The 19,898-nt window shown below is 46.4% G+C and carries 20 protein-coding genes and 1 other annotated feature; all 20 genes read right to left on the bottom strand.

Annotation, left to right across the window (positions count from 1 at the left end):
* Positions 1-5: 5 nt before the first annotated feature.
* The 20 genes from rpsG to cysE all read right to left on the bottom strand — a co-directional run bounded on the left by rpsG (position 6) and on the right by cysE (position 19,685).
* The gene (gene rpsG / locus AB3351_RS22900) at positions 6-476 is read right to left on the bottom strand and encodes a 30S ribosomal protein S7 (RefSeq protein ID WP_371149428.1); all 471 of its coding nucleotides are present in this window, start codon (positions 474-476) and stop codon (positions 6-8) included.
* A gap of 58 nt (positions 477-534) precedes the next feature.
* Positions 535-957, bottom strand: a complete 423-nt coding sequence (rpsL, locus tag AB3351_RS22895; RefSeq protein ID WP_206248946.1) for a 30S ribosomal protein S12 — start codon at positions 955-957, stop codon at positions 535-537.
* A 147-nt stretch (positions 958-1,104) separates the two neighbouring features.
* Positions 1,105-1,353: a 50S ribosomal protein L7ae-like protein gene (locus AB3351_RS22890; protein ID WP_371149427.1), complete on the bottom strand. Its 249-nt coding sequence runs from the start codon at positions 1,351-1,353 to the stop codon at positions 1,105-1,107.
* An 81-nt stretch (positions 1,354-1,434) separates the two neighbouring features.
* A complete protein-coding gene (gene rpoC, locus AB3351_RS22885; RefSeq protein WP_371149426.1) occupies positions 1,435-5,076 on the bottom strand; it encodes a DNA-directed RNA polymerase subunit beta' in 3,642 nt (1,213 codons plus the stop codon).
* Between the two features lie 35 nt (positions 5,077-5,111).
* Entirely contained in the window at positions 5,112-8,639 is a 3,528-nt protein-coding gene (gene rpoB, locus AB3351_RS22880) for a DNA-directed RNA polymerase subunit beta (protein ID WP_371149425.1), read from the bottom strand.
* 266 nt (positions 8,640-8,905) lie between these two features.
* Positions 8,906-9,502 carry a class I SAM-dependent methyltransferase gene (locus AB3351_RS22875; RefSeq protein WP_371149424.1) on the bottom strand — a complete coding sequence of 199 codons (597 nt, stop codon included), beginning with the start codon at positions 9,500-9,502 and terminating at the stop codon, positions 8,906-8,908.
* Positions 9,503-9,584: 82 nt separating this feature from the next.
* Entirely contained in the window at positions 9,585-9,950 is a 366-nt protein-coding gene (gene rplL, locus AB3351_RS22870) for a 50S ribosomal protein L7/L12 (RefSeq protein ID WP_371149423.1), read from the bottom strand.
* Positions 9,951-9,978: 28 nt separating this feature from the next.
* On the bottom strand, positions 9,979-10,476 hold the full coding sequence (gene rplJ / locus AB3351_RS22865) for a 50S ribosomal protein L10 (RefSeq protein WP_371149422.1): 498 nt from the start codon (positions 10,474-10,476) through the stop codon (positions 9,979-9,981).
* 27 nt (positions 10,477-10,503) lie between these two features.
* Positions 10,504-10,633, bottom strand: a sequence feature (ribosomal protein L10 leader region).
* A gap of 45 nt (positions 10,634-10,678) precedes the next feature.
* On the bottom strand, positions 10,679-11,368 hold the full coding sequence (gene rplA / locus AB3351_RS22860; RefSeq protein WP_371149421.1) for a 50S ribosomal protein L1: 690 nt from the start codon (positions 11,366-11,368) through the stop codon (positions 10,679-10,681).
* Between the two features lie 129 nt (positions 11,369-11,497).
* Positions 11,498-11,923 carry a 50S ribosomal protein L11 gene (gene rplK, locus AB3351_RS22855; RefSeq protein WP_371149420.1) on the bottom strand — a complete coding sequence of 142 codons (426 nt, stop codon included), beginning with the start codon at positions 11,921-11,923 and terminating at the stop codon, positions 11,498-11,500.
* A gap of 27 nt (positions 11,924-11,950) precedes the next feature.
* Complete coding sequence (nusG, locus tag AB3351_RS22850; RefSeq protein ID WP_206248938.1) at positions 11,951-12,484, bottom strand: transcription termination/antitermination protein NusG; 534 nt, start codon at positions 12,482-12,484, stop codon at positions 11,951-11,953.
* Between the two features lie 37 nt (positions 12,485-12,521).
* On the bottom strand, positions 12,522-12,731 hold the full coding sequence (gene secE / locus AB3351_RS22845; RefSeq protein ID WP_371149419.1) for a preprotein translocase subunit SecE: 210 nt from the start codon (positions 12,729-12,731) through the stop codon (positions 12,522-12,524).
* Positions 12,732-12,767: 36 nt separating this feature from the next.
* A complete protein-coding gene (gene rpmG, locus AB3351_RS22840; RefSeq protein WP_043063763.1) occupies positions 12,768-12,917 on the bottom strand; it encodes a 50S ribosomal protein L33 in 150 nt (49 codons plus the stop codon).
* A 138-nt stretch (positions 12,918-13,055) separates the two neighbouring features.
* Positions 13,056-15,038 carry a methyl-accepting chemotaxis protein gene (locus AB3351_RS22835; protein WP_371149418.1) on the bottom strand — a complete coding sequence of 661 codons (1,983 nt, stop codon included), beginning with the start codon at positions 15,036-15,038 and terminating at the stop codon, positions 13,056-13,058.
* Between the two features lie 153 nt (positions 15,039-15,191).
* Positions 15,192-15,830, bottom strand: coding sequence for an RNA polymerase sporulation sigma factor SigH (sigH, locus tag AB3351_RS22830; RefSeq protein WP_371149417.1), 639 nt, complete (start codon positions 15,828-15,830; stop codon positions 15,192-15,194).
* A 76-nt stretch (positions 15,831-15,906) separates the two neighbouring features.
* Positions 15,907-16,419, bottom strand: a complete 513-nt coding sequence (locus AB3351_RS22825) for an NYN domain-containing protein (protein ID WP_371149416.1) — start codon at positions 16,417-16,419, stop codon at positions 15,907-15,909.
* A 13-nt stretch (positions 16,420-16,432) separates the two neighbouring features.
* Positions 16,433-17,176: a 23S rRNA (guanosine(2251)-2'-O)-methyltransferase RlmB gene (gene rlmB, locus AB3351_RS22820; RefSeq protein ID WP_371149415.1), complete on the bottom strand. Its 744-nt coding sequence runs from the start codon at positions 17,174-17,176 to the stop codon at positions 16,433-16,435.
* Between the two features lie 17 nt (positions 17,177-17,193).
* Complete coding sequence (locus AB3351_RS22815) at positions 17,194-17,649, bottom strand: Mini-ribonuclease 3 (protein WP_371149414.1); 456 nt, start codon at positions 17,647-17,649, stop codon at positions 17,194-17,196.
* Positions 17,627-19,039 carry a cysteine--tRNA ligase gene (gene cysS / locus AB3351_RS22810; protein ID WP_371149413.1) on the bottom strand — a complete coding sequence of 471 codons (1,413 nt, stop codon included), beginning with the start codon at positions 19,037-19,039 and terminating at the stop codon, positions 17,627-17,629. Before cysS ends, AB3351_RS22815 begins: the two co-directional genes overlap by 23 nt.
* Positions 19,026-19,685 (bottom strand): serine O-acetyltransferase, encoded by a 660-nt coding sequence (gene cysE / locus AB3351_RS22805; protein WP_371149412.1) that lies wholly within the window; start codon positions 19,683-19,685, stop codon positions 19,026-19,028. Before cysE ends, cysS begins: the two co-directional genes overlap by 14 nt.
* Between the last annotated feature and the right edge of the window lie 213 nt (positions 19,686-19,898).

Here is a 19,898-nt window from a genome sequence, read left to right as displayed (position 1 = left end):
GTATTCTACCAGCGGTAGTGAGCAAATGCTTTGTTTGCTTCCGCCATTTTGTGCGTGTCTTCACGTTTCTTAACAGCTGCACCAGTGCTGTTGGCTGCATCAAGGATTTCGCCTGCGAGGCGCTCTTCCATTGTTTTCTCACCGCGTTTGCGGGAGTATTCTACCAACCAACGAAGTCCTAGTGTAGTACGGCGCTCCGGACGAACTTCAACCGGAACTTGGTAGTTTGCACCACCTACGCGACGAGCGCGTACTTCAAGAACTGGCATGATGTTTTTCATTGCTTCTTCAAACACTTCCATAGCTTCACGGCCAGTGCGTTGTTGAACAAGATTGAAAGCATCATACAGGATGCGCTGAGAAACTCCGCGCTTACCATCAATCATCATACGATTGATCAAGCGAGTTACTAATTTGCTATTATAAATCGGGTCAGGTAATACATCACGACGAGGTACTGGGCCTTTACGTGGCATTCGTTTCCCCTCCTTTGCCTTTAAGTTTTTACGTATGTCTTACATCGCTTAAAGCAAATTAAGCTTTAGGCGCTTTCGGACGTTTAGTACCGTATTTAGAACGGGACTGGTTGCGGTTTTGTACACCCGCTGTATCCAGGGCACCACGTACGATTTTGTAGCGTACACCTGGTAAGTCCTTCACACGACCACCGCGGATCAGAACAACACTGTGTTCTTGCAGGTTGTGACCGATACCCGGAATATATGCAGTAACCTCGATGCCGTTTGTTAAACGTACACGAGCATATTTACGCAAAGCGGAGTTCGGTTTTTTCGGAGTCATCGTACCAACACGAGTACATACACCACGCTTTTGCGGGGAGTTCGTGTTCGTAAGCTCTTTCTTCATGCTGTTGTAGCCTTTTCCGAGAGCTGGAGACTTGGATTTGTAAACTTTCTTTTCGCGACCTTTGCGTACGAGCTGGTTAATTGTTGGCATGCGTCGCACCTCCTTCCAATATTACACGTCAATTTAAGACCACAGGTCCTGGTGGTTCATCAGCAGGCAAACGAAAAGTTTTTGCTCTCGGAACACATCATAAAGATGCATCCCGAGAATACGCAAAAACGTAAGTTAATTCGTGTATTATACTTTCAAACCCACCACTGCAGCTCCTACATCAATCCCGCATGCCTTGCCGAGTCGGCGCATCGAATCAACATAGTGAACAGGCAGACCTTTATCTTGGCATAGTGAAGTAACCTTGCCGGTTAATCGGTTGTCTGCATCTTTAGCGACGATGACTTCAGCTAGTTGGCCGGATTCAATCGCACGCATGGTCTGCTTTACACCGATCACAGTTGCTCTGGCCTTTTCCACTTTTTCATAAGACATTTTCATATCCTCCAAAGCAGTATTAGGCACACTCAAACATCATATCACTTGCGTTAAGCCATGTCAATAATTTGGTTTAATTTATTTTTCAAGCATAACGTCTTCAAGTTGATCTTCTGACAATACCGCATCAACCGCTGATTCAGCAGGCATCAAATCATGCTGCAAGGAGATGTTGCGGTATCTGTTCATACCTGTACCTGCAGGCACCAGCTTACCTATAATAACATTTTCCTTCAGACCTAACAAGCGGTCGACTTTGCCTTTAATTGCTGCATCCGTCAGTACACGTGTCGTCTCCTGGAACGAAGCGGCAGACAAGAAGGAATCTGTCTCAAGAGATGCTTTTGTAATACCAAGTAATACCGGACGTGCCACAGCAGGCTGCTTGCCATCCCACAGTACTTTCTTGTTCGCTTCCTCAAATTCATGAATTTCTACATACGCGCCTGGCAGTAGATCGGTATCGCCGCTGTCAACTACACGAACTTTGCGCAGCATCTGGCGGATCATAACCTCTACGTGCTTGTCGTTAATTTCTACCCCCTGCATCCGGTATACTTTCTGTACCTCTTGCAGGATATAGTATTGAACGCCGCGCATACCACGAATCTTGAGCATTTCTTTCGGATCGATGGAGCCTTCCGTCAGCTCTTCACCAATATCGATTTTGCTGCCCACGGATACTTTTAAGCGGGAGCCATAAGGGATTTGATACACCTTATTCTCCGTTTCCCCACGGACCTCAACCTCACGACGGTCTTTACCCTCGCGAATATCGACGACTTCACCTTCGATTTCGGTAATGATTGCCTGACCTTTTGGATTCCGAGCTTCAAACAGCTCCTGAATACGCGGAAGACCCTGCGTGATATCGTCTCCGGCAACCCCACCGGTATGGAATGTACGCATCGTCAGCTGTGTACCCGGTTCCCCGATGGATTGTGCAGCGATAATACCAACCGCTTCACCGATATCAACCTTTTTACCTGTTGCCAGGTTGCGGCCATAGCATTTTTTACATACGCCATGCTGTGTACGACAGCCAATAACAGAACGGATATTTACCTCTGTAATACCTGCTGCCATAATCTCATCAGCAATATCCTCATCAATCAGCTCATTGCGGCCTACGATGATTTCGCCTGTCTCCGGATGACGTACAGTCTGGAACGAATAGCGTCCCGCAATACGGTCATACAACTCTTCAATAATTTCCTTACCGTCACGAAGTGCACCGGCCTTAACACCTTTATCCGTACCACAATCATCTTCACGTACGATAACATCCTGTGCAACGTCTACAAGGCGGCGGGTCAGATACCCTGAGTCGGCGGTACGCAGTGCGGTATCAGCCAGACCTTTCCGGGCGCCGTGTGTAGAGATAAAGTATTCCAATACCGTCAGACCTTCACGGAAGTTCGACTTGATTGGAAGCTCGATAATACGTCCGGACGGATTCGCCATCAGACCACGCATCCCTGCAAGCTGGGTAATCTGTGATACGTTACCACGAGCACCGGATGTCGCCATCATGTTAATGGCATTAAATTTATCAAGAGAAGCCATCAGAACCTTCGTTACATCATCTTTCGCTTTGCTCCAGATGCTGATAACCCGGTCATACCGCTCGTTTTCTGTAATCAGACCACGACGGTACTGCTGCATAACCTTTTGTACCTGCTCCTCAGCACCCGCAAGAATTTCTTGCTTCTCATGCGGAGTTTGAATATCAGCAACCGCAACCGTAATACCGGCTTGCGTAGAGTACTTAAAGCCATTCGCCTTGATCTTATCAAGAATTACCGATGTTTCTGTTGTTCCGAAGCGGCGGAAGCATTCAGAGATGATCGTACCCAAGTATCCCTTTTTCACCGCTTCTTGCTCAGGAACACTTTCTAGGAATTCCTTTACGTTTACACCCTTATCAAAGATAAAGAACGTATCAGGGACATTCTTCTGCAGGTTCGCTTTGGTCGGCTCATTGATATACGGCAGTTCTGACGGGAAGATCTCGTTAAAGATGAGCTTACCAACCGTTGTTACCATCAATGGAGCTTCACGCTGCTCCGGTGTAAAGGATGTTTTGTTCAGGCTCTTCGGTGGCACTGCAATACGGGCATGTAGAGAAATATGACCGCTTGCGTAAGCTGCGATTGCCTGATTTGTGTTAGAGAAGATATGGCCTTCTCCTTTTGCTTCTTTATTCTCCATAGTCAGGTAATACGTACCAAGAACCATATCCTGAGACGGTGTAACAACCGGCTTACCGTCTTTCGGGTTGAGAATATTCTGCGCCGCTAGCATAAGAATACGGGCCTCTGCCTGTGCTTCTGCAGATAGCGGAACGTGTACAGCCATCTGGTCACCGTCGAAGTCAGCATTATATGCCGTACATACGAGCGGATGCAGACGAATTGCACGACCCTCAACAAGCGTCGGCTCAAATGCCTGAATACCCAATCTATGGAGCGTAGGCGCACGATTGAGGAGCACTGGGTGTTCTTTAATGACATCCTCAAGAACATCCCATACTTCCGGATGCACCCGCTCAACTTTACGCTTGGCGGATTTAATATTATGAGCCAGCCCTTTGCTGACTAGTTCTTTCATTACAAACGGCTTGAACAACTCCAGCGCCATTTCTTTTGGAAGACCGCACTGATACATTTTCAGATGCGGACCTACCACGATAACGGAACGACCAGAGTAGTCAACACGCTTACCAAGCAGGTTCTGACGGAAACGTCCTTGCTTACCCTTAAGCATATGGCTAAGAGATTTCAGAGGACGGTTACCTGGACCTGTTACCGGACGCCCACGACGACCGTTATCGATCAGCGCGTCTACCGCTTCCTGCAGCATGCGTTTTTCATTCTGCACGATAATATCTGGCGCGCCAAGATCAAGCAGACGCTTCAGACGGTTGTTCCGGTTGATTACCCGGCGATACAGGTCGTTTAAGTCAGACGTTGCAAAGCGTCCACCGTCAAGCTGTACCATCGGACGAAGTTCCGGCGGAATCACCGGCAGGACATCAAGCACCATCCAATCCGGATTGTTGCCGGAATTACGGAATGCCTCAAGAACTTCGAGCCGCTTAATTACACGGTTGCGGCGCTGGCCTTGTGCAGACTTTAATTCTTCTTTTAAGTAATCTACTTCTTTATCGAGATCGATTTCTGCAAGCAGACGCTTAATCGCCTCTGCACCCATAGCAGCAGTGAAGGAAGCACCGTACTTATCACGATAATTGCGGTATTCCTTCTCAGACAAGAGTTGTTTTTTCTCAAGCGGTGTCTCGCCCGGATCAACAACTACATACGATGCAAAGTAGATAACCTCTTCTAGAGAACGTGGGGACATATCAAGCACAAGCCCCATACGGCTCGGAATGCCTTTGAAATACCAGATGTGAGAGACTGGGGCAGCCAGTTCAATATGCCCCATGCGCTCCCGGCGTACTTTCGCGCGGGTTACTTCAACACCGCAGCGATCGCAGACTACGCCTTTATAGCGAACACGCTTGTACTTCCCGCAGTGACATTCCCAGTCCTTCTGCGGTCCGAAAATTTTCTCGCAAAACAAGCCTTCTTTTTCGGGTTTTAATGTCCGGTAGTTAATGGTTTCCGGTTTTTTGACCTCACCATAAGACCAGGAACGAATCTTATCGGGTGATGCGAGGCCGATTTTCATATACTCAAAATTATTTACATCTAACAAGGCGCATACCTCCCATTACTTCCCGGTTTCATCCTTTACTCTTCGGTACCGCTGATGTTTAAGTGCAGCTTCTCTCCAGACGTATCATCATCTTCATCCGTATCCCGCATCTCGATTTCCTGCTCGTCTTCAGAGAGTATTTTTACATCCATACCTAAACTTTGCAGCTCTTTAATCAATACTTTAAAGGATTCCGGTACACCAGGTTCTGGTACATTTTCTCCTTTAACAATGGACTCGTATGTCTTCACACGACCTACGACGTCATCCGATTTGACGGTAAGAATCTCTTGGAGCGTATAAGCAGCACCGTATGCTTCAAGCGCCCATACCTCCATCTCCCCGAAACGCTGGCCGCCGAACTGGGCTTTACCGCCGAGAGGCTGCTGAGTAACGAGAGAGTATGGCCCAGTAGAACGGGCATGGATTTTGTCATCAACCATATGCGCAAGTTTAATCATGTACATGACGCCTACAGTTACTGTACGGTCAAACGGCTCTCCAGTACGTCCATCAAATAGGCGGGTTTTACCTGTGCGGCTCATCCCTGCTTCTTCGAGAGTATCGAATACATCGTCTTCTGTCGCTCCATCAAATACAGGAGTAGCAATGTGAATGCCGAGCATTTTGGCAGCCATACCTAAATGCACTTCAAGCGCCTGACCGATGTTCATCCGAGACGGTACACCAAGCGGATTAAGCACAACCTGTACAGGCGTGCCATCCGGCAGGAACGGCATATCCTCCTCTGGAAGAATACGGGCAATAACCCCTTTATTACCATGACGACCGGCCATCTTATCCCCAACAGAGATTTTCCGTTTTTGTGCGATATATACGCGCACAAGTTGGTTTACACCCGGTGGTAATTCGTCTCCGTTCTCACGAGTGAAGACTTTAACGTCAACGACGATGCCGGAGCCGCCATGCGGTACACGCAGGGATGTATCACGAACTTCACGTGCTTTCTCACCGAAAATGGCGTGCAAAAGACGCTCTTCTGCTGTTAGTTCCGTCACACCCTTCGGTGTCACTTTTCCTACCAGGATATCGCCGTCTTTAATCTCAGCACCGATCCGAATGATTCCGCGCTCATCAAGATTGCGCAGTGCATCTTCCCCGACATTAGGAATATCACGCGTAATCTCTTCAGGGCCAAGCTTCGTATCACGAGCTTCGGATTCATATTCTTCAATGTGAATTGATGTATATACATCTTCTTTTACAAGTTTTTCGCTTAACAGGATGGCATCCTCGTAGTTGTAACCTTCCCACGTCATGAACGCAACGACAACATTGCGACCAAGAGCCAATTCGCCTTTTTCCGTTGAAGGGCCGTCAGCAATAATGTCGCCGGCTTTCACTACTTCGCCCCGTTTGATAATCGGACGCTGATTAATGCATGTTCCCTGGTTAGAACGTTCGAACTTGTGCATTTTATATTTGTCAATATCGCCCATAATCGTACGTCCGTCGATCTCTTCTTGACGGCGTACCCAGATTTCACGGGCAGTTACACGCTCTACAACACCCGGATGGCGCACAACAGTCGCTACCCCGGAGTCTTTCGCTGCTTTATGCTCCATACCTGTACCGATAAACGGTGCTTCCGGCACAAGCAAAGGCACGGCTTGACGCTGCATGTTCGCACCCATAAGGGCACGGTTAGCATCGTCATTCTCCAGGAATGGAATCATTGCTGTCGCAACAGATACAACCTGTTTCGGCGATACGTCCATATAGTCGACTTTATCGCGCGGAACGGTAATGATCTCACCCTTACGACGGCAGATTACCATCTCGTTCACAAAGTGGCCTTCCTCCGTCAGCGGAGCATTCGCCTGAGCGATGTTGAATACGTCTTCCTCATCCGCAGTCAGATATTCGATAATCATCGTTACGCGGTTCGTTTCTGGATCAATTTTACGACGCGGCGTCTCAATAAAGCCGTATTCATTAATGCGTGCATAAGATGACAGAGAGTTAATCAGACCGATATTCGGACCTTCCGGCGTCTCAATCGGACACATACGACCGTAGTGAGAGTGGTGAACGTCACGCACTTCAAAACCTGCACGTTCACGGGTTAAACCACCCGGTCCAAGCGCGGACAGACGACGCTTATGTGTCAGTTCAGCCAGCGGATTCGTCTGATCCATAAATTGCGATAACTGAGAGCTTCCAAAAAACTCCTTAATCGCCGCAATTACCGGACGAATATTGATCAATGCCTGCGGCGTAATCGCATTCGCGTCCTGGATGGACATACGTTCGCGCACAACACGCTCCATACGGGATAGACCAATACGGAACTGATTCTGCAGCAGTTCCCCAACAGAACGCAGACGACGATTACCCAGATGGTCAATATCATCCGTCGTTCCAATGCCATGCAGTAGATTAATGAAATAGTTAATAGAAGCGATAATATCAGCTGGAGTGATATGTTTAACCTTCTTATCAATCAATCCGTTAGCTGTTACTTTAATAACTTTTCCATCTTCGGTCGGCGAGAAGATATTAATAGATTGCAGACGAATCTCATCTTCTAATACGCCACCACGAGGCCGTACGTTTACAAAACCAACGTTGTCCTCAAGATATGGGAGAATGCGGTCAAGCAGACGACGATCAATCATCTGACCAGCTTCAGCAATGATTTCTCCTGTATTTGTATCAATTAGTGTTTCAGCAAGACGCTGATTGTATAATCTATTTTTAATGTGAAGCTTTTTATTGATTTTATAGCGACCTACGTTTGCCAGATCATAGCGTTTCGGATCGAAGAAACGAGAAATTAACAAACTTTTCGCATTTTCGACAGTCGGCGGCTCGCCTGGACGCAGTCTTTCATAGATTTCGATAAGCGCTTTTTCCGTTGAATCAGTATTATCCTTCTCCAACGTATTCTTGATATACTCGTCTTCTCCAAGCAGGTTCAGAATCTCTACGTCAGTACCGAATCCTAATGCACGCAAAAGAACCGTAACCGGGATCTTCCTCGTACGGTCGATGCGAACGTAGATAATATCCTTCGCGTCGGTTTCGAGTTCAAGCCATGCGCCTCGGTTCGGAATTACGGTTGCAGCATAAGCCTGCTTACCATTCTTATCTACTTTTGTGCTGAAATAAACGCTAGGAGAACGAACAAGCTGACTGACAATAACCCTCTCAGCTCCATTGATAATGAAAGTCCCCGTCTCTGTCATAAGCGGGAAATCACCCATAAATACTTCTTGTTCTTTGACTTCTCCCGTTTCTTTGTTGATGAGACGAACTTTCACACGCAGCGGTGCAGCATACGTTACATCCCGTTCTTTTGATTCATCGACAGAATATTTAGGTTCCCCTAAACTATAGTCAATAAACTCTAGAACAAGATTGCCTGTGAAATCCTGGATTGGAGAGATATCATGGAACATCTCACGAAGGCCTTCGTCTAGGAACCATTGATATGACTGCTGCTGGATTTCAATCAGATTAGGTAATTCCATTACCTCTTTAATTCTCGCGTAGCTGCGACGCTGGCGATGACGTCCACACTGAATTAGATGACCTGCCAACTTATTCACCTCTCAAACCGAGTTTTTGCACAAAAAAGAACAAAGTCTCCCTATAATATGTAGAGAAGACTTTAGTATTAATTTGAAGAACCGAATGCTAATATTATCCCAGTATTGCCCAGGCATAATATTCTCATACTTACTTCATAACCTTCCTTTCTTTTAGACAAAAAAAAGGTTGACATTTTATGCAATTTCCACTTACTCGTTCACATAATCAGTGGCATTAAATAACGATATCACATTCAAAATACAATGTCAACTTACTATTTTGTTGCCTGAAAGATGGAGTACCCTTTCTTTTTTGCGGCTTCATGTACTTCAGAGTATAGTTCCTGCAGTTTTGCGAGCGCAGAGGGCGCTCCCTGCTTTTTTTGAATCACTATCCAGAGGCTCCCACCCGGAACCAAATGGTCGTGTGCACGCTCAAAAATTCCATGCACAACGTGCTTCCCAGCGCGGATCGGCGGATTGGTTAGAATCACGTCGAATTGTCTGTTTGAAGGAACGGCGGAGAATTGATCGCTGATGATCGCCTGCGCATTAGCAAATCCGTTCAATGCAAGATTGCGGTTCGCAAGCAAGACAGCTCTTTCATTTACATCCAGCATGAGCACGTTGCCGGACGGAGTAAGCGATGCGGCGGCCATTCCAATCGGACCATACCCGCAGCCCACATCGAGAACGTTCATTCCGTCTTTGATTTCCATTGTCTCAATTAAAAGAACACTGCCGAAATCAATGCGATTTTTTGAAAAGACGCCGCGATCGGTAATAAAACGAAACTCTCTCCCCCGCAATTCGAACGTAAAACTCTGTTCTTTGCTGTCGGCTCCAGGTTGATTCGTATAGTAATGCTCCATCCGCGTCACCTCAATGCTAGATTTATTCTATAATAAAGCCCGGCGTATTGATACGCCGGGCTTTATGAGACCGTCAAAGAAATTACTTAACTTCAACAGATGCGCCAGCTTCTTCAAGCTTAGCTTTAATTTGTTCAGCTTCGTCTTTAGCAATTCCTTCTTTAACGTTTGCAGGAGCGCCGTCAACCATAGCTTTTGCTTCTTTCAAGCCAAGGCCAGTGATTTCGCGAACAACTTTGATAACGTTGATTTTAGAAGCACCAGCAGAAGACAGAACAACTGTGAATTCAGTTTGCTCAGCTTCAGCTGCGCCGCCGCCAGCGCCACCCATAACTGCTACTGGAGCAGCTGCAGTTACGCCGAATTCTTCTTCAATTGCTTTTACAAGATCGTTCAGTTCAAGAACGGACATTTCTTTAATCGCTTCAATGATTTGCTCTTTACTCATTGTGTGATCCTCCTAACAGATTATAAGATTAAGCCTCTTGGCCTTCTTTTTGTTCACCGACAGCTTTAACAGCAAGCGCGAAGTTGCGAATAGGTGCTTGAAGCACGCTAAGAAGCATAGAGAGTAGACCTTCGCGGTTCGGCAGGCTAGCAATAGCCTTAACTTCTTCAACAGAAAGCACTTTGCCTTCCATTACACCGCCCTTAATTTCGAGAGCATCGTTCGTTTTCGCGAAATCAGAGATTACTTTCGCTGCAGAAATCTCGTCTTCATTACTGAATGCGATAGCCGTAGGGCCAGTTAATGAAGCATCCAGGTCACTCAGACCAGCTGCGGCAGTTGCACGGCGAGTCATTGTGTTTTTGTACACTTTGAATTCTACGCCAGCTTCGCGGCACTTTTTACGCAACTCAGTTACTTGCGCTACGTTCAGTCCACGGTAGTCAGTTACAACTACACCTTTGCTGCTTTGAAATTTCTCAGTAATTTCGTTTACGATTTGAACTTTCTCTTCACGTACGGACATGTTTGCACCTCCTGTAGCATGAGATTTTTCTTCATGAAAAAAGCCTCCGCAGACATGCGAAGGCTTAAGATACATTTATATCGTTCAGCACCTCGGAAGGAAATTAAGCTGCCGGACGGCAAGCACCTTCTGTCTACGGTAACGGCATATTCATTTATCAACAAATGCTATCTTATCAATTACAAGAATCGATGTCAAGCAATTATTTTGTGGAAACAGCAATTTTTACGCCAGGACCCATTGTGGAACTTACAGTAATGTTTTTCATGTACGTACCTTTAGCGGCAGCTGGCTTTGCTTTTTGTAATGTGTCGATCAGCGTGTTCAAGTTATCAGCAAGCTTCTCAACATCGAACGATACTTTACCGATTGGCGCGTGGATGTTACCCGCTTTATCCGTACGGTATTCGATTTTACCTGCTTTGATTTCTTTAACAGCTTTTTCAACTTCGAATGTTACTGTGCCTGTTTTTGGGTTCGGCATTAAGCCTTTCGGTCCGAGAACACGACCCAGTTTACCAACAGTACCCATCATATCTGGTGTTGCAACGACAACATCGAACTCGAACCAACCTTGTTGGATCTTGTTAACGAATTCGTCGTCACCTACATAATCTGCACCTGCAGCTTCTGCTTCTTTTGCTTTTTCGCCTTTTGCGAATACAAGTACACGTTGTGTTTTACCAGTACCATGCGGAAGTACAACAGCTCCACGGATTTGTTGATCGTTTTTGCGCGGATCAACGCCCAAGCGGAATGCTACTTCTACAGTTTCATCGAATTTAGCTTTTGAAGCTTTTTTTACAAGTTCAAGAGCTTCGTTGATTTCATACGCAACACTGCGATCAATCAACTTTGCAGCTTCTAAGTAGTTTTTACCCTTTTTCGCCACGTTAATTTCCTCCTTAATTGTGGTTTTAACGGTTGTGCCTCCCACGAAACAGGGCTGCGCGTCGACGGTCATCCCGTACTTACACAACCCTGCGGTAGAAACATGTCGGGTTAGCCATTAGCCAACCAATTAGTCAACGATTGTGATGCCCATGCTGCGGGCAGTACCTTCAACCATACGCATAGCAGCTTCAACATCTGCAGCGTTCAGATCAGGCATTTTTGTTTCAGCGATTTCGCGAACTTTATCGCGTTTTACAGTCGCAACTTTTGTTTTGTTCGGTACAGCAGAACCAGATTCGATTCCAGCAGCTTTTTTCAGAAGAACTGCAGCCGGAGGAGTTTTCGTGATGAACGTGAACGAACGGTCTTCGAACACTGTAATCTCAACCGGAATAATCAGACCTGCTTGCTCTTGTGTACGAGCATTGAATTCTTTACAGAATCCCATGATATTCACACCTGCTTGACCAAGAGCCGGACCAACCGGTGGTGCCGGATTCGCTTTACCTGCAGGGATTTGAAGTTTAACCATTTTAATAACTTTTTTCGCCATGTGGTACACCTCCTAAAAACGATAGCTCTATAACTTCGCCACTTGAGTAAAATCCAACTCAACGGGCGTTTCGCGTCCAAACATATCAACCAACACTTTGACCTTGCGCTTGTCCAGTTGGATCTCTTCAACAGAACCAACCATGTTGGCGAACGGGCCTTCCTTGACCTTCACCATTTCTTTCAGTTCAAAGTCTACACGCTGCACGGTTTCTTCCATGCCCATTTGCTTCATAATGGAAGCTACTTCTTCAGGAAGAAGAGGAGTCGGTTTCGATCCTGCACCCGCAGAACCAACGAATCCAGTTACACCGGGCGTGTTCCGAACCACATACCAGGAATCGTCGGTCATTGCCATTTCGACGAGCACGTACCCCGGAAAAACCTTTTTCGTTACGACTTTTCTCTTGCCGTCGCGCTCTTCGGTCTCCTCTTCCGTAGGAATGAGCACACGGAAGATTTTATCTTCCATTCCCATTGACTCTACGCGCTTCTCCAGGTTTGTCTTAACCTTATTCTCGTATCCTGAATAAGTGTGAACTACATACCAGTGTTTTTCCATGATTCGAGGACCAACAGGTGTCCTTACCCCCCCATCATTATTTCCCTGTCTTCAAAATGAGTTCAAGGAGCTGGGAAATACCTAAATCAATTACTGCAAAGAAGATCGCGATGAGCGTTACTGTCACCAGCACGACTGTCGTGTAAGAAAATAATTCCTTACGCGTCGGCCAGGTTACTTTTTTCAGCTCGGTCCAGGCTTCCTTTACAAAGGCCGGTCCGCGTTTGAGTTTATCAGTGAAACTCATAACGCACCCCCATACTTTTGGACTCCCATACTGCGATTAACGAGTTTCACGATGAAGAGTATGATCATTGCAGAACTTGCAATATTTCTTCATCTCGATGCGTTCCGTTTGCTTACGTTTGTTTTTCGTTGTGGTATAGTTGCGTTGTTTGCACTCGGTGCACGCTAACGTTACAGTTACCCGCATGATGTTACACCTCCCACATTATTGGCTATGTACTAGCCTTTCATAGTTAATTTTGCATCAAGTAAAACCGTGCTTTCACACGGCTACCTCAAATACTTTATCATAGTGGAAAATGGGTGTCAAACAAAAATTTTGACATTACTTTTCCATTTTAAACCGTGATACAAGGCTCTCCATCTGATCGGACAGCCTAGCCATCGTGGCCGCATCGTTCGATAACTGCTGAGCCGCTGCCGCCTGCTGCTCGCTGACTGCCGCCACTTCTTCCGAGCCTGCCGATGCTTCCTCTGTAATGGCAGAGATGCGCTCCATTTCATTTGATACTTTACGTGCGTTCTCTTCAGCAACTTTAATAGAAGTAGTAATGTGAGTGCTTTTCTCACCTACCAATCTGATATGCTCATGGATCTTACCAAAGGAATCGCCAGTATGATGCACCATCTCTTGTCCTTCTACAATGACGGCATGCCCCCGCTGAATGGAATCAATCGCTTCATGTGTCTCTCGTTTGTTCTCCTGTACGATGCGTGAGATATCGCCTGCAGCTTTGTCGGTCTCCTCAGCAAGCTTACGGACTTCATCAGCCACCACAGCGAATCCTCGTCCCGCCTCCCCTGCTCGTGCCGCTTCAATACTGGCGTTGAGGGCAAGGAGGTTCGTCTGCGAAGCAATCCCCGTGATGAGGCCGACGATTTGACCGATCTCCTCTGAGCGCTCTCCAAGCTTTTGTACTACCTCAGAGGCCGTATCTACCATATTCTGAATCTCTTCCATTTTTAGAACAGCCGCACGTACGGCATGTTCTCCTTCTTCCGTCAATACCTGAGTTGCCTTAAATGTATGTGCCATCTCATCAGCATAGACAGAGATCTTTTGCAAACTTTCATTAACGAGCGTTACCTCTACGTGTGCAGATTGAATGGAATGGGCGATATCTCCGGCCCCTTCCGCAAGATCATTAATCGTTACCGCTACCTGTTCAGCTGAATGCGTTGTCTCCTTGCTGGCCAATGTGAGAACATCGGATGATGAGCGCATTTTTTGTGATGCATCCTTGATTTCAAATAATAACATATGCACGCTTTCGACCATTTGATTGAAATTGTGGCTTAGCACACCCACTTCATCTTTGCTTCGATTCGGTGTTTTTACCGTCAGATCTCCATCAGCAATCATTGCCGTCAGCTCACTGAGATGACGAATCGGCCGGACAAAGCGAGAAGAAAAGATAACAAGAATGATAACCGCAAATACTAAAACAACAGTAGCCGTTACAAAGGAAAGCTTCGCCAGATAATTTAGTTGACTTGACGCTTCCTCTACAGGAGCCGTGATGGCAACGACCCAGCCCGTAGTAGGTACCTGGGAGAAAAATGCATACTTGTCAACACCTTTATACGTATAGCGCTTGTATCCAGTCTTGCCAGTAAAAGCTTCTTCAATACCTTCCTGAAGCGTTGGAATGTTCAATTTTAGAACGTTGAGCTTGAGTATTTCCTTCTGATCAGGATAGCTGATGACCATTCCATCCTTTTTAACCATATAGGCATATCCCGTCTGTCCGATCTTTTGCGTGCCAACAATCTCATTCATTGTACCGATCGGCACTGTCGCTCCTAGCATGCCGCTTACTTTATTATGCTGGTCATAGATCGGACTTGCGATTACCACAATCATCTTACCGGATGCTCGAGAGATCAGCGGATCTGAAATCGCATACGGCTGTCCGCTGGTTACCTTTTTGAAATAGTCACGGTTGCCTACATCGACTTCCTGACCTTCTGTGGTGAATGCTTTACCTGATGGGTCGGCAATAAAAAACATCTCGTACTCGTTATATTCTTTAAGCTTCGACTCAAGATAAGCAAGCTGTGTATGCGCATTCATTCCACGTATGTCCATACTAGAGGCCATATTAGTGACACGGTCCTTCTGCTGTCCGAGCCAATCATTGACCTTGCTGTTCAATAGCTCAAGCTGGATGAATGCTCTTTCCTTAAAATTGCTTTCTAGAAACTCTTTTGCCTTATGATGGTTGAGCCACGCCACAAAAGAAAGCGCTATCACGATAATCGGAATAATAACTAACAACAATTTGGCTTTTAGACTTTTCGCTCCCATATCGTTCCCCCTCTCCTCCAAAAAGGAAATTATATCTATTATACCATGCTAAAAGACTTGTATATATCACAATGTGAAATTTTTCTGAATATTTATGTGTATTTGCATAAAAAAAAACAGGACACATGTCCTGTTATAGTTGATATTGCGTATTTATACTTGCGACACTTCACGTACCTCTAAATACTTCTCAAGCTTACGCTTCACTCGCTGGAGAGCGTTATCAATTGATTTAACGTGGCGGCTTAAATCCACCGCAATCTCTTGATAGGAACGGCCGTCCAGATACAAAAGTAAAACCTGCTGCTCCAAATCACTCAAAATCTCGCTGATCTTATCCTCGATATCATCATACTCTTCCTGATTAATAATCAACTCTTCTGGGTCCGTTACTCTTGTACCGCAGATAATGTCCAGCAAAGTACGATCCGAATCTTCATCGTAAATGGGCTTGTCCAGCGAGACATACGAATTAAGAGGAATATGCTTTTGCCGGGTCGCTGTCTTAATTGCGGTAATAATCTGACGCGTAATACACAATTCGGCAAATGCCTTAAAAGAGGCAAGCTTATCCCCTTTAAAGTCCCGAATTGACTTGTACAGCCCAATCATACCTTCCTGCACAATATCTTCGCGGTCAGCACCGATTAAAAAATAGGAACGGGCTTTGGCACGCACAAAATTCTTATACTTATTGATTAAGTACTCCAACGCGTCACTATCACCTAACCGTACAAGTTCTACGATATCCTCATCGTATAGAGCTTCATAGCGGGTATGGTCTGCTGCCAAACATCATCCCTCCGACCTGCCATTATGCATCAGATAAAGACATTATATATTATGTAACCTTTCACCGTCAATAAACTCATTCGACTCCGCGACGCCACTTTTCGAATTTTTTTTTAATTTCATCACTGAGTTCAATGCCGCGACCTTTCGGTTTTTGTTTTGTCTCCTGTACCTTCTCATCAATGTCACGGTTTACTTTTTGCATCTCGTTCCAAAGTTCGCGCGCCGACTTACGTAAAGCACCATACCCAAACGTAACCCGCTGCTCCGTATAATCTGAAGTGGCTACATAAATCTGGCGGTGGCGGTGAGACAGCTCAAATACAAGCCGCTCAATGCATTCATCTGCCGTTTCTTTCTCTTTGGTGTAGCGAATATCAAGACGATATTCGCGCACCTTTTTACCTTTGCCTTTTACATTATGTGCATCGAATACAACGATGACACGCATTCCGGTGAACCCTTGATATTCTGCCAACCAGCTAAGCAAATCGTCACGAGCTTCTTCGAGACTGATTTTCTTTTTTTCTTTCAATCTCTTCCAGTCTCCGATGACATTATAGCCATCTACAATCAATATCTCTTCCATATGGCTTTCATCCCTATCTGGTTAACGGATGGCGCTGACGATATACCTCATACATCAATAAGGCTCCGGCTACAGATGCATTCAACGACGTAACACGGCCAACCATAGGAAGCTTAACCGTAAAATCACACTTCTCACGAATTAAGCGGCTCATCCCTTTGCCTTCACTTCCAATAACAAGAGCAATCCCCATGTCAAGACGTGCTTCCCGGAACTCTTCCGTCCCAGAAGCATCGGTGCCGACAACCCAGATATTGCGCTCCTTCAAGTCATCAATCGTACGAGCCAGATTTGTAACACGCGCTACCGGCACGTACTCAATCGCTCCCGCTGACGCTTTAGCCACCGTGGAGGTCAGGCCAGCCGAACGGCGTTTTGGGATAATTACACCATGCACACCTGCCGCATCACCGGTACGCAGGATCGAGCCGAGATTATGCGGGTCCTCAATCTCATCTAAGATGACAAGGAAAGGAGCCTCTCCTAAAGCCTCCGCCTTAGCAAGGATGTCGTCTATCTCCACGTAGTCATATGCGGCAATATAGGCAAGAACCCCTTGGTGACTCTCTCCTTCTGCCGCCTGATCAAGTTTCTTACGAGGCACGATCTGGACAGTGACTCCCGCTTCTTTTGCCAGCGCCATAACCTGTCCGGTAACTCCTTTTTGCGAACCTTCGGCAATCCAGATTTTGTTTATTGAGCGTCCTGAGCGTAGTGCCTCTAGAACAGGGTTTTTACCAACAATATATTCACTCATAGCTGACTCCTTCTTATTCATTCGTTTCCTTGTCCATTCTCTACCCAGTCCAATGCATAGGATAGGACTTCATCGAGGCGTTCTGTCTGCTCCGTTAAATATAAAAAACCAAGCAGCGCTTCAAAGCCTGTGCTGAGCCGATAGTCAGAGACGTGAGCATTTTTGGGCATGGTAGCAGATTTGGCATTACGGCCTCGTTTGAGAACAGCCTGTTCTTCCTCAGTTAGCCGCTCCCAAATCCCCATTACAATATCTGCTTGGGCCTTGGCTGAAACATAGCCAATAGACGCGCGCTGCAGCAGGTTTGGCTTAACCTCCCCTGCCGCAATCAGATGCTGGCGCACGCGAATCTCCAGCACGGCATCGCCCATATAAGCAAGCGTTAGCGCATTGAGTTGTCTTGGGTCTCTTGTTACTTTATCCTGCTTCATAATCGCTCCCTTATCCGGCTCATTTCCGGTGCCAACGTACACCCTGCGGCGTATCCTCTAGTATAATGCCAAGCTCTTGAAGTTGATTGCGGATTTCATCAGCACGAGCAAAATTCTTATCCTTACGCGCCTGCGTCCGCTCCTCTACCAATCCGCTGATTTCTTCATCAGATGGCCCTTCAGCCTTCGCTTCCACTTGACCGAATGAGATACCGAGCACTTCGCCTAGCTCCGCGAATAACGACTGATACAGCAGTATCAATTCCTTTTTAAGCGTACCGCCTGCCATCATCTGATTAACTTCCCGCACGATATCAAATAATACCGTAATAGCATCGGCAGTGTTAAAGTCGTCATCCATTTCTTCGATAAACTGCGCCCGGAATTTCTCGATCTGCTGCTTCTCTTCCTCCGCTGCCGCTTCCTCCACCGCAGAAGCAAGCCGATGTATTAGATTGCGCACCGCCGTATCAATCCGGTTCAATCCATTAGCCGCCTGCTGCAATAGCTCATCGCTGAAGTTAATCGGATTGCGGTAGTGGGCGCTCAGCATAAAGAAACGCACAATGCGCGGCGCATATTTCTCCCGAATATCTTTTACCAAAATGAAATTCCCAAGCGACTTGGACATTTTTTCGTTCTCAATATTGATATACCCATTATGCATCCAGTATTTCGCCATCGGATGTCCTGTCAGGCACTCGGACTGGGCAATTTCATTTTCGTGATGCGGAAACGTCAGATCATGCCCGCCGCCATGAATATCAAACGTGCTGCCGAGATACTTATGAGACATCGCCGAGCACTCAATATGCCAGCCGGGACGCCCCTTTCCCCACGGACTTTCCCAGAAGATTTCACCTGGTTTTGCGCCTTTCCAAAGCACAAAATCAAGCGGATTCTCCTTTTTATCATTGACTTCAATGCGGGCGCCCGCCTGCAGTTCTTCAATGTTTTGGTGGGAGAGCTTGCCGTATTCGGAGAAGGACGCCGTACGGAAATACACATCTCCATCAGCCGCATAAGCATGGCCCTTCTCAATCAAGCCTGCAACAAAATCAATAATTTCTGGAATATGCTCTGTTACCTTCGGATGTACATTCGCTTCTGCTACGCCTAATGCACGCACATCTTCCACGAAGGAAGCAATGAATTTCTTGGCAACCTCTTCAACAGCCATGCCAGTTTCTTCAGCTTTTTTGATGATTTTGTCGTCTACATCCGTAAAATTCTGGACATACGTAACCTCATATCCCCGGTATTCGAGATAGCGGCGTACCACATCGAACGTGATCGGCGGCCTGGCGTTTCCAATATGGATAAAGTTATAGACGGTTGGTCCGCATACATACATCTTCACTTTACCCGCCTCAAGCGGAATAAACTCTTCCTTCTTCCTCGTTAACGTATTGTATATCTTAATTGTACTCATCGGATGGTCGACTCCTCTTCAACTGTTTTACTTCTTCCCGCAGTATATCAATCTCCCGCTGCATCGAGCGCATGACTTCCCCAATCGGATCAGGAAGATTGACCTGATCGAGGTCCTGTTCCACTTTTACGCCGTCCTGTATTTTAATCCGACCAGGAATGCCGACTACAGTCGAGTTTGGCGGTACTTCCTGCAGCACAACCGATCCGGCTCCAATTTTGGAATTGTCCCCAATCTTCATCGAGCCAAGCACTTTTGCTCCAGAGGCAATCAGAACATTATTGCCGATTGTCGGATGGCGCTTTCCTTTTTCTTTGCCGGTACCACCTAATGTCACACCTTGATACAAGGTTACATCATCGCCAATCTCGCACGTTTCACCGATGACTACGCCCATGCCGTGGTCAATGAACAGTCCTTTGCCGATTTTTGCTCCTGGATGGATTTCAATTCCGGTAATCCAGCGGCCAAATTGGGATACCATTCGTGCGAGCGTATAAAACTTTTTGTTCCATAAGCGGTGGCTTATACGGTGAAACCAGATCGCATGCAGGCCAGAATACGTTAGAATCACTTCAAGCGTGCTTCGTGCAGCAGGGTCACGGTCCATCACTACATCAATATCTTCTCGTATAGTTTTAAACATCTTCTCACTCCTTCCTCCTTAAAGATGATTAGAAATAAAAAAAACCTCCACAGCCGACGAACGGCTGCAGAGGCGGTTTATTATTTTCCGCGGTTCCACTCTGCTTCATCTCGGTTCACACAATGTATGAACGAAAATGCACTTACCTCCCTTAACGCGGGAAACGGGGAATTCTACCGGCATCGGATGCGTTCGAAAACCCGGCTCACGGAT

It is taken from the genome of Aneurinibacillus sp. REN35 (assembly GCF_041379945.2).
Taxonomy (GTDB): Bacteria; Bacillota; Bacilli; order Aneurinibacillales; family Aneurinibacillaceae; genus Aneurinibacillus.
This window is presented reverse-complemented; position numbering and strand designations above follow the sequence as displayed.

Bases quoted from the DNA above. Each gene is read 5' to 3' on its own strand.
- cysS (WP_371149413.1), bottom strand. From the start codon at position 19,039: ATGAGTACAATTAAGATATACAATACGTTAACGAGGAAGAAGGAAGAG.
- cysE (WP_371149412.1), bottom strand. From the start codon at position 19,685: ATGTTTAAAACTATACGAGAAGATATTGATGTAGTGATGGACCGTGAC.
- rpmG (WP_043063763.1), bottom strand. From the start codon at position 12,917: ATGCGGGTAACTGTAACGTTAGCGTGCACCGAGTGCAAACAACGCAAC.
- rlmB (WP_371149415.1), bottom strand. From the start codon at position 17,176: ATGAGTGAATATATTGTTGGTAAAAACCCTGTTCTAGAGGCACTACGC.
- rplK (WP_371149420.1), bottom strand. From the start codon at position 11,923: ATGGCGAAAAAAGTTATTAAAATGGTTAAACTTCAAATCCCTGCAGGT.
- AB3351_RS22825 (WP_371149416.1), bottom strand. From the start codon at position 16,419: ATGGAAGAGATATTGATTGTAGATGGCTATAATGTCATCGGAGACTGG.
- rplL (WP_371149423.1), bottom strand. From the start codon at position 9,950: ATGAGTAAAGAGCAAATCATTGAAGCGATTAAAGAAATGTCCGTTCTT.
- AB3351_RS22875 (WP_371149424.1), bottom strand. From the start codon at position 9,502: ATGGAGCATTACTATACGAATCAACCTGGAGCCGACAGCAAAGAACAG.
- rpsG (WP_371149428.1), bottom strand. From the start codon at position 476: ATGCCACGTAAAGGCCCAGTACCTCGTCGTGATGTATTACCTGACCCG.
- AB3351_RS22890 (WP_371149427.1), bottom strand. From the start codon at position 1,353: ATGTCTTATGAAAAAGTGGAAAAGGCCAGAGCAACTGTGATCGGTGTA.
- rpsL (WP_206248946.1), bottom strand. From the start codon at position 957: ATGCCAACAATTAACCAGCTCGTACGCAAAGGTCGCGAAAAGAAAGTT.
- rplJ (WP_371149422.1), bottom strand. From the start codon at position 10,476: ATGTCCGTACGTGAAGAGAAAGTTCAAATCGTAAACGAAATTACTGAG.
- AB3351_RS22835 (WP_371149418.1), bottom strand. From the start codon at position 15,038: ATGGGAGCGAAAAGTCTAAAAGCCAAATTGTTGTTAGTTATTATTCCG.
- secE (WP_371149419.1), bottom strand. From the start codon at position 12,731: ATGAGTTTCACTGATAAACTCAAACGCGGACCGGCCTTTGTAAAGGAA.
- nusG (WP_206248938.1), bottom strand. From the start codon at position 12,484: ATGGAAAAACACTGGTATGTAGTTCACACTTATTCAGGATACGAGAAT.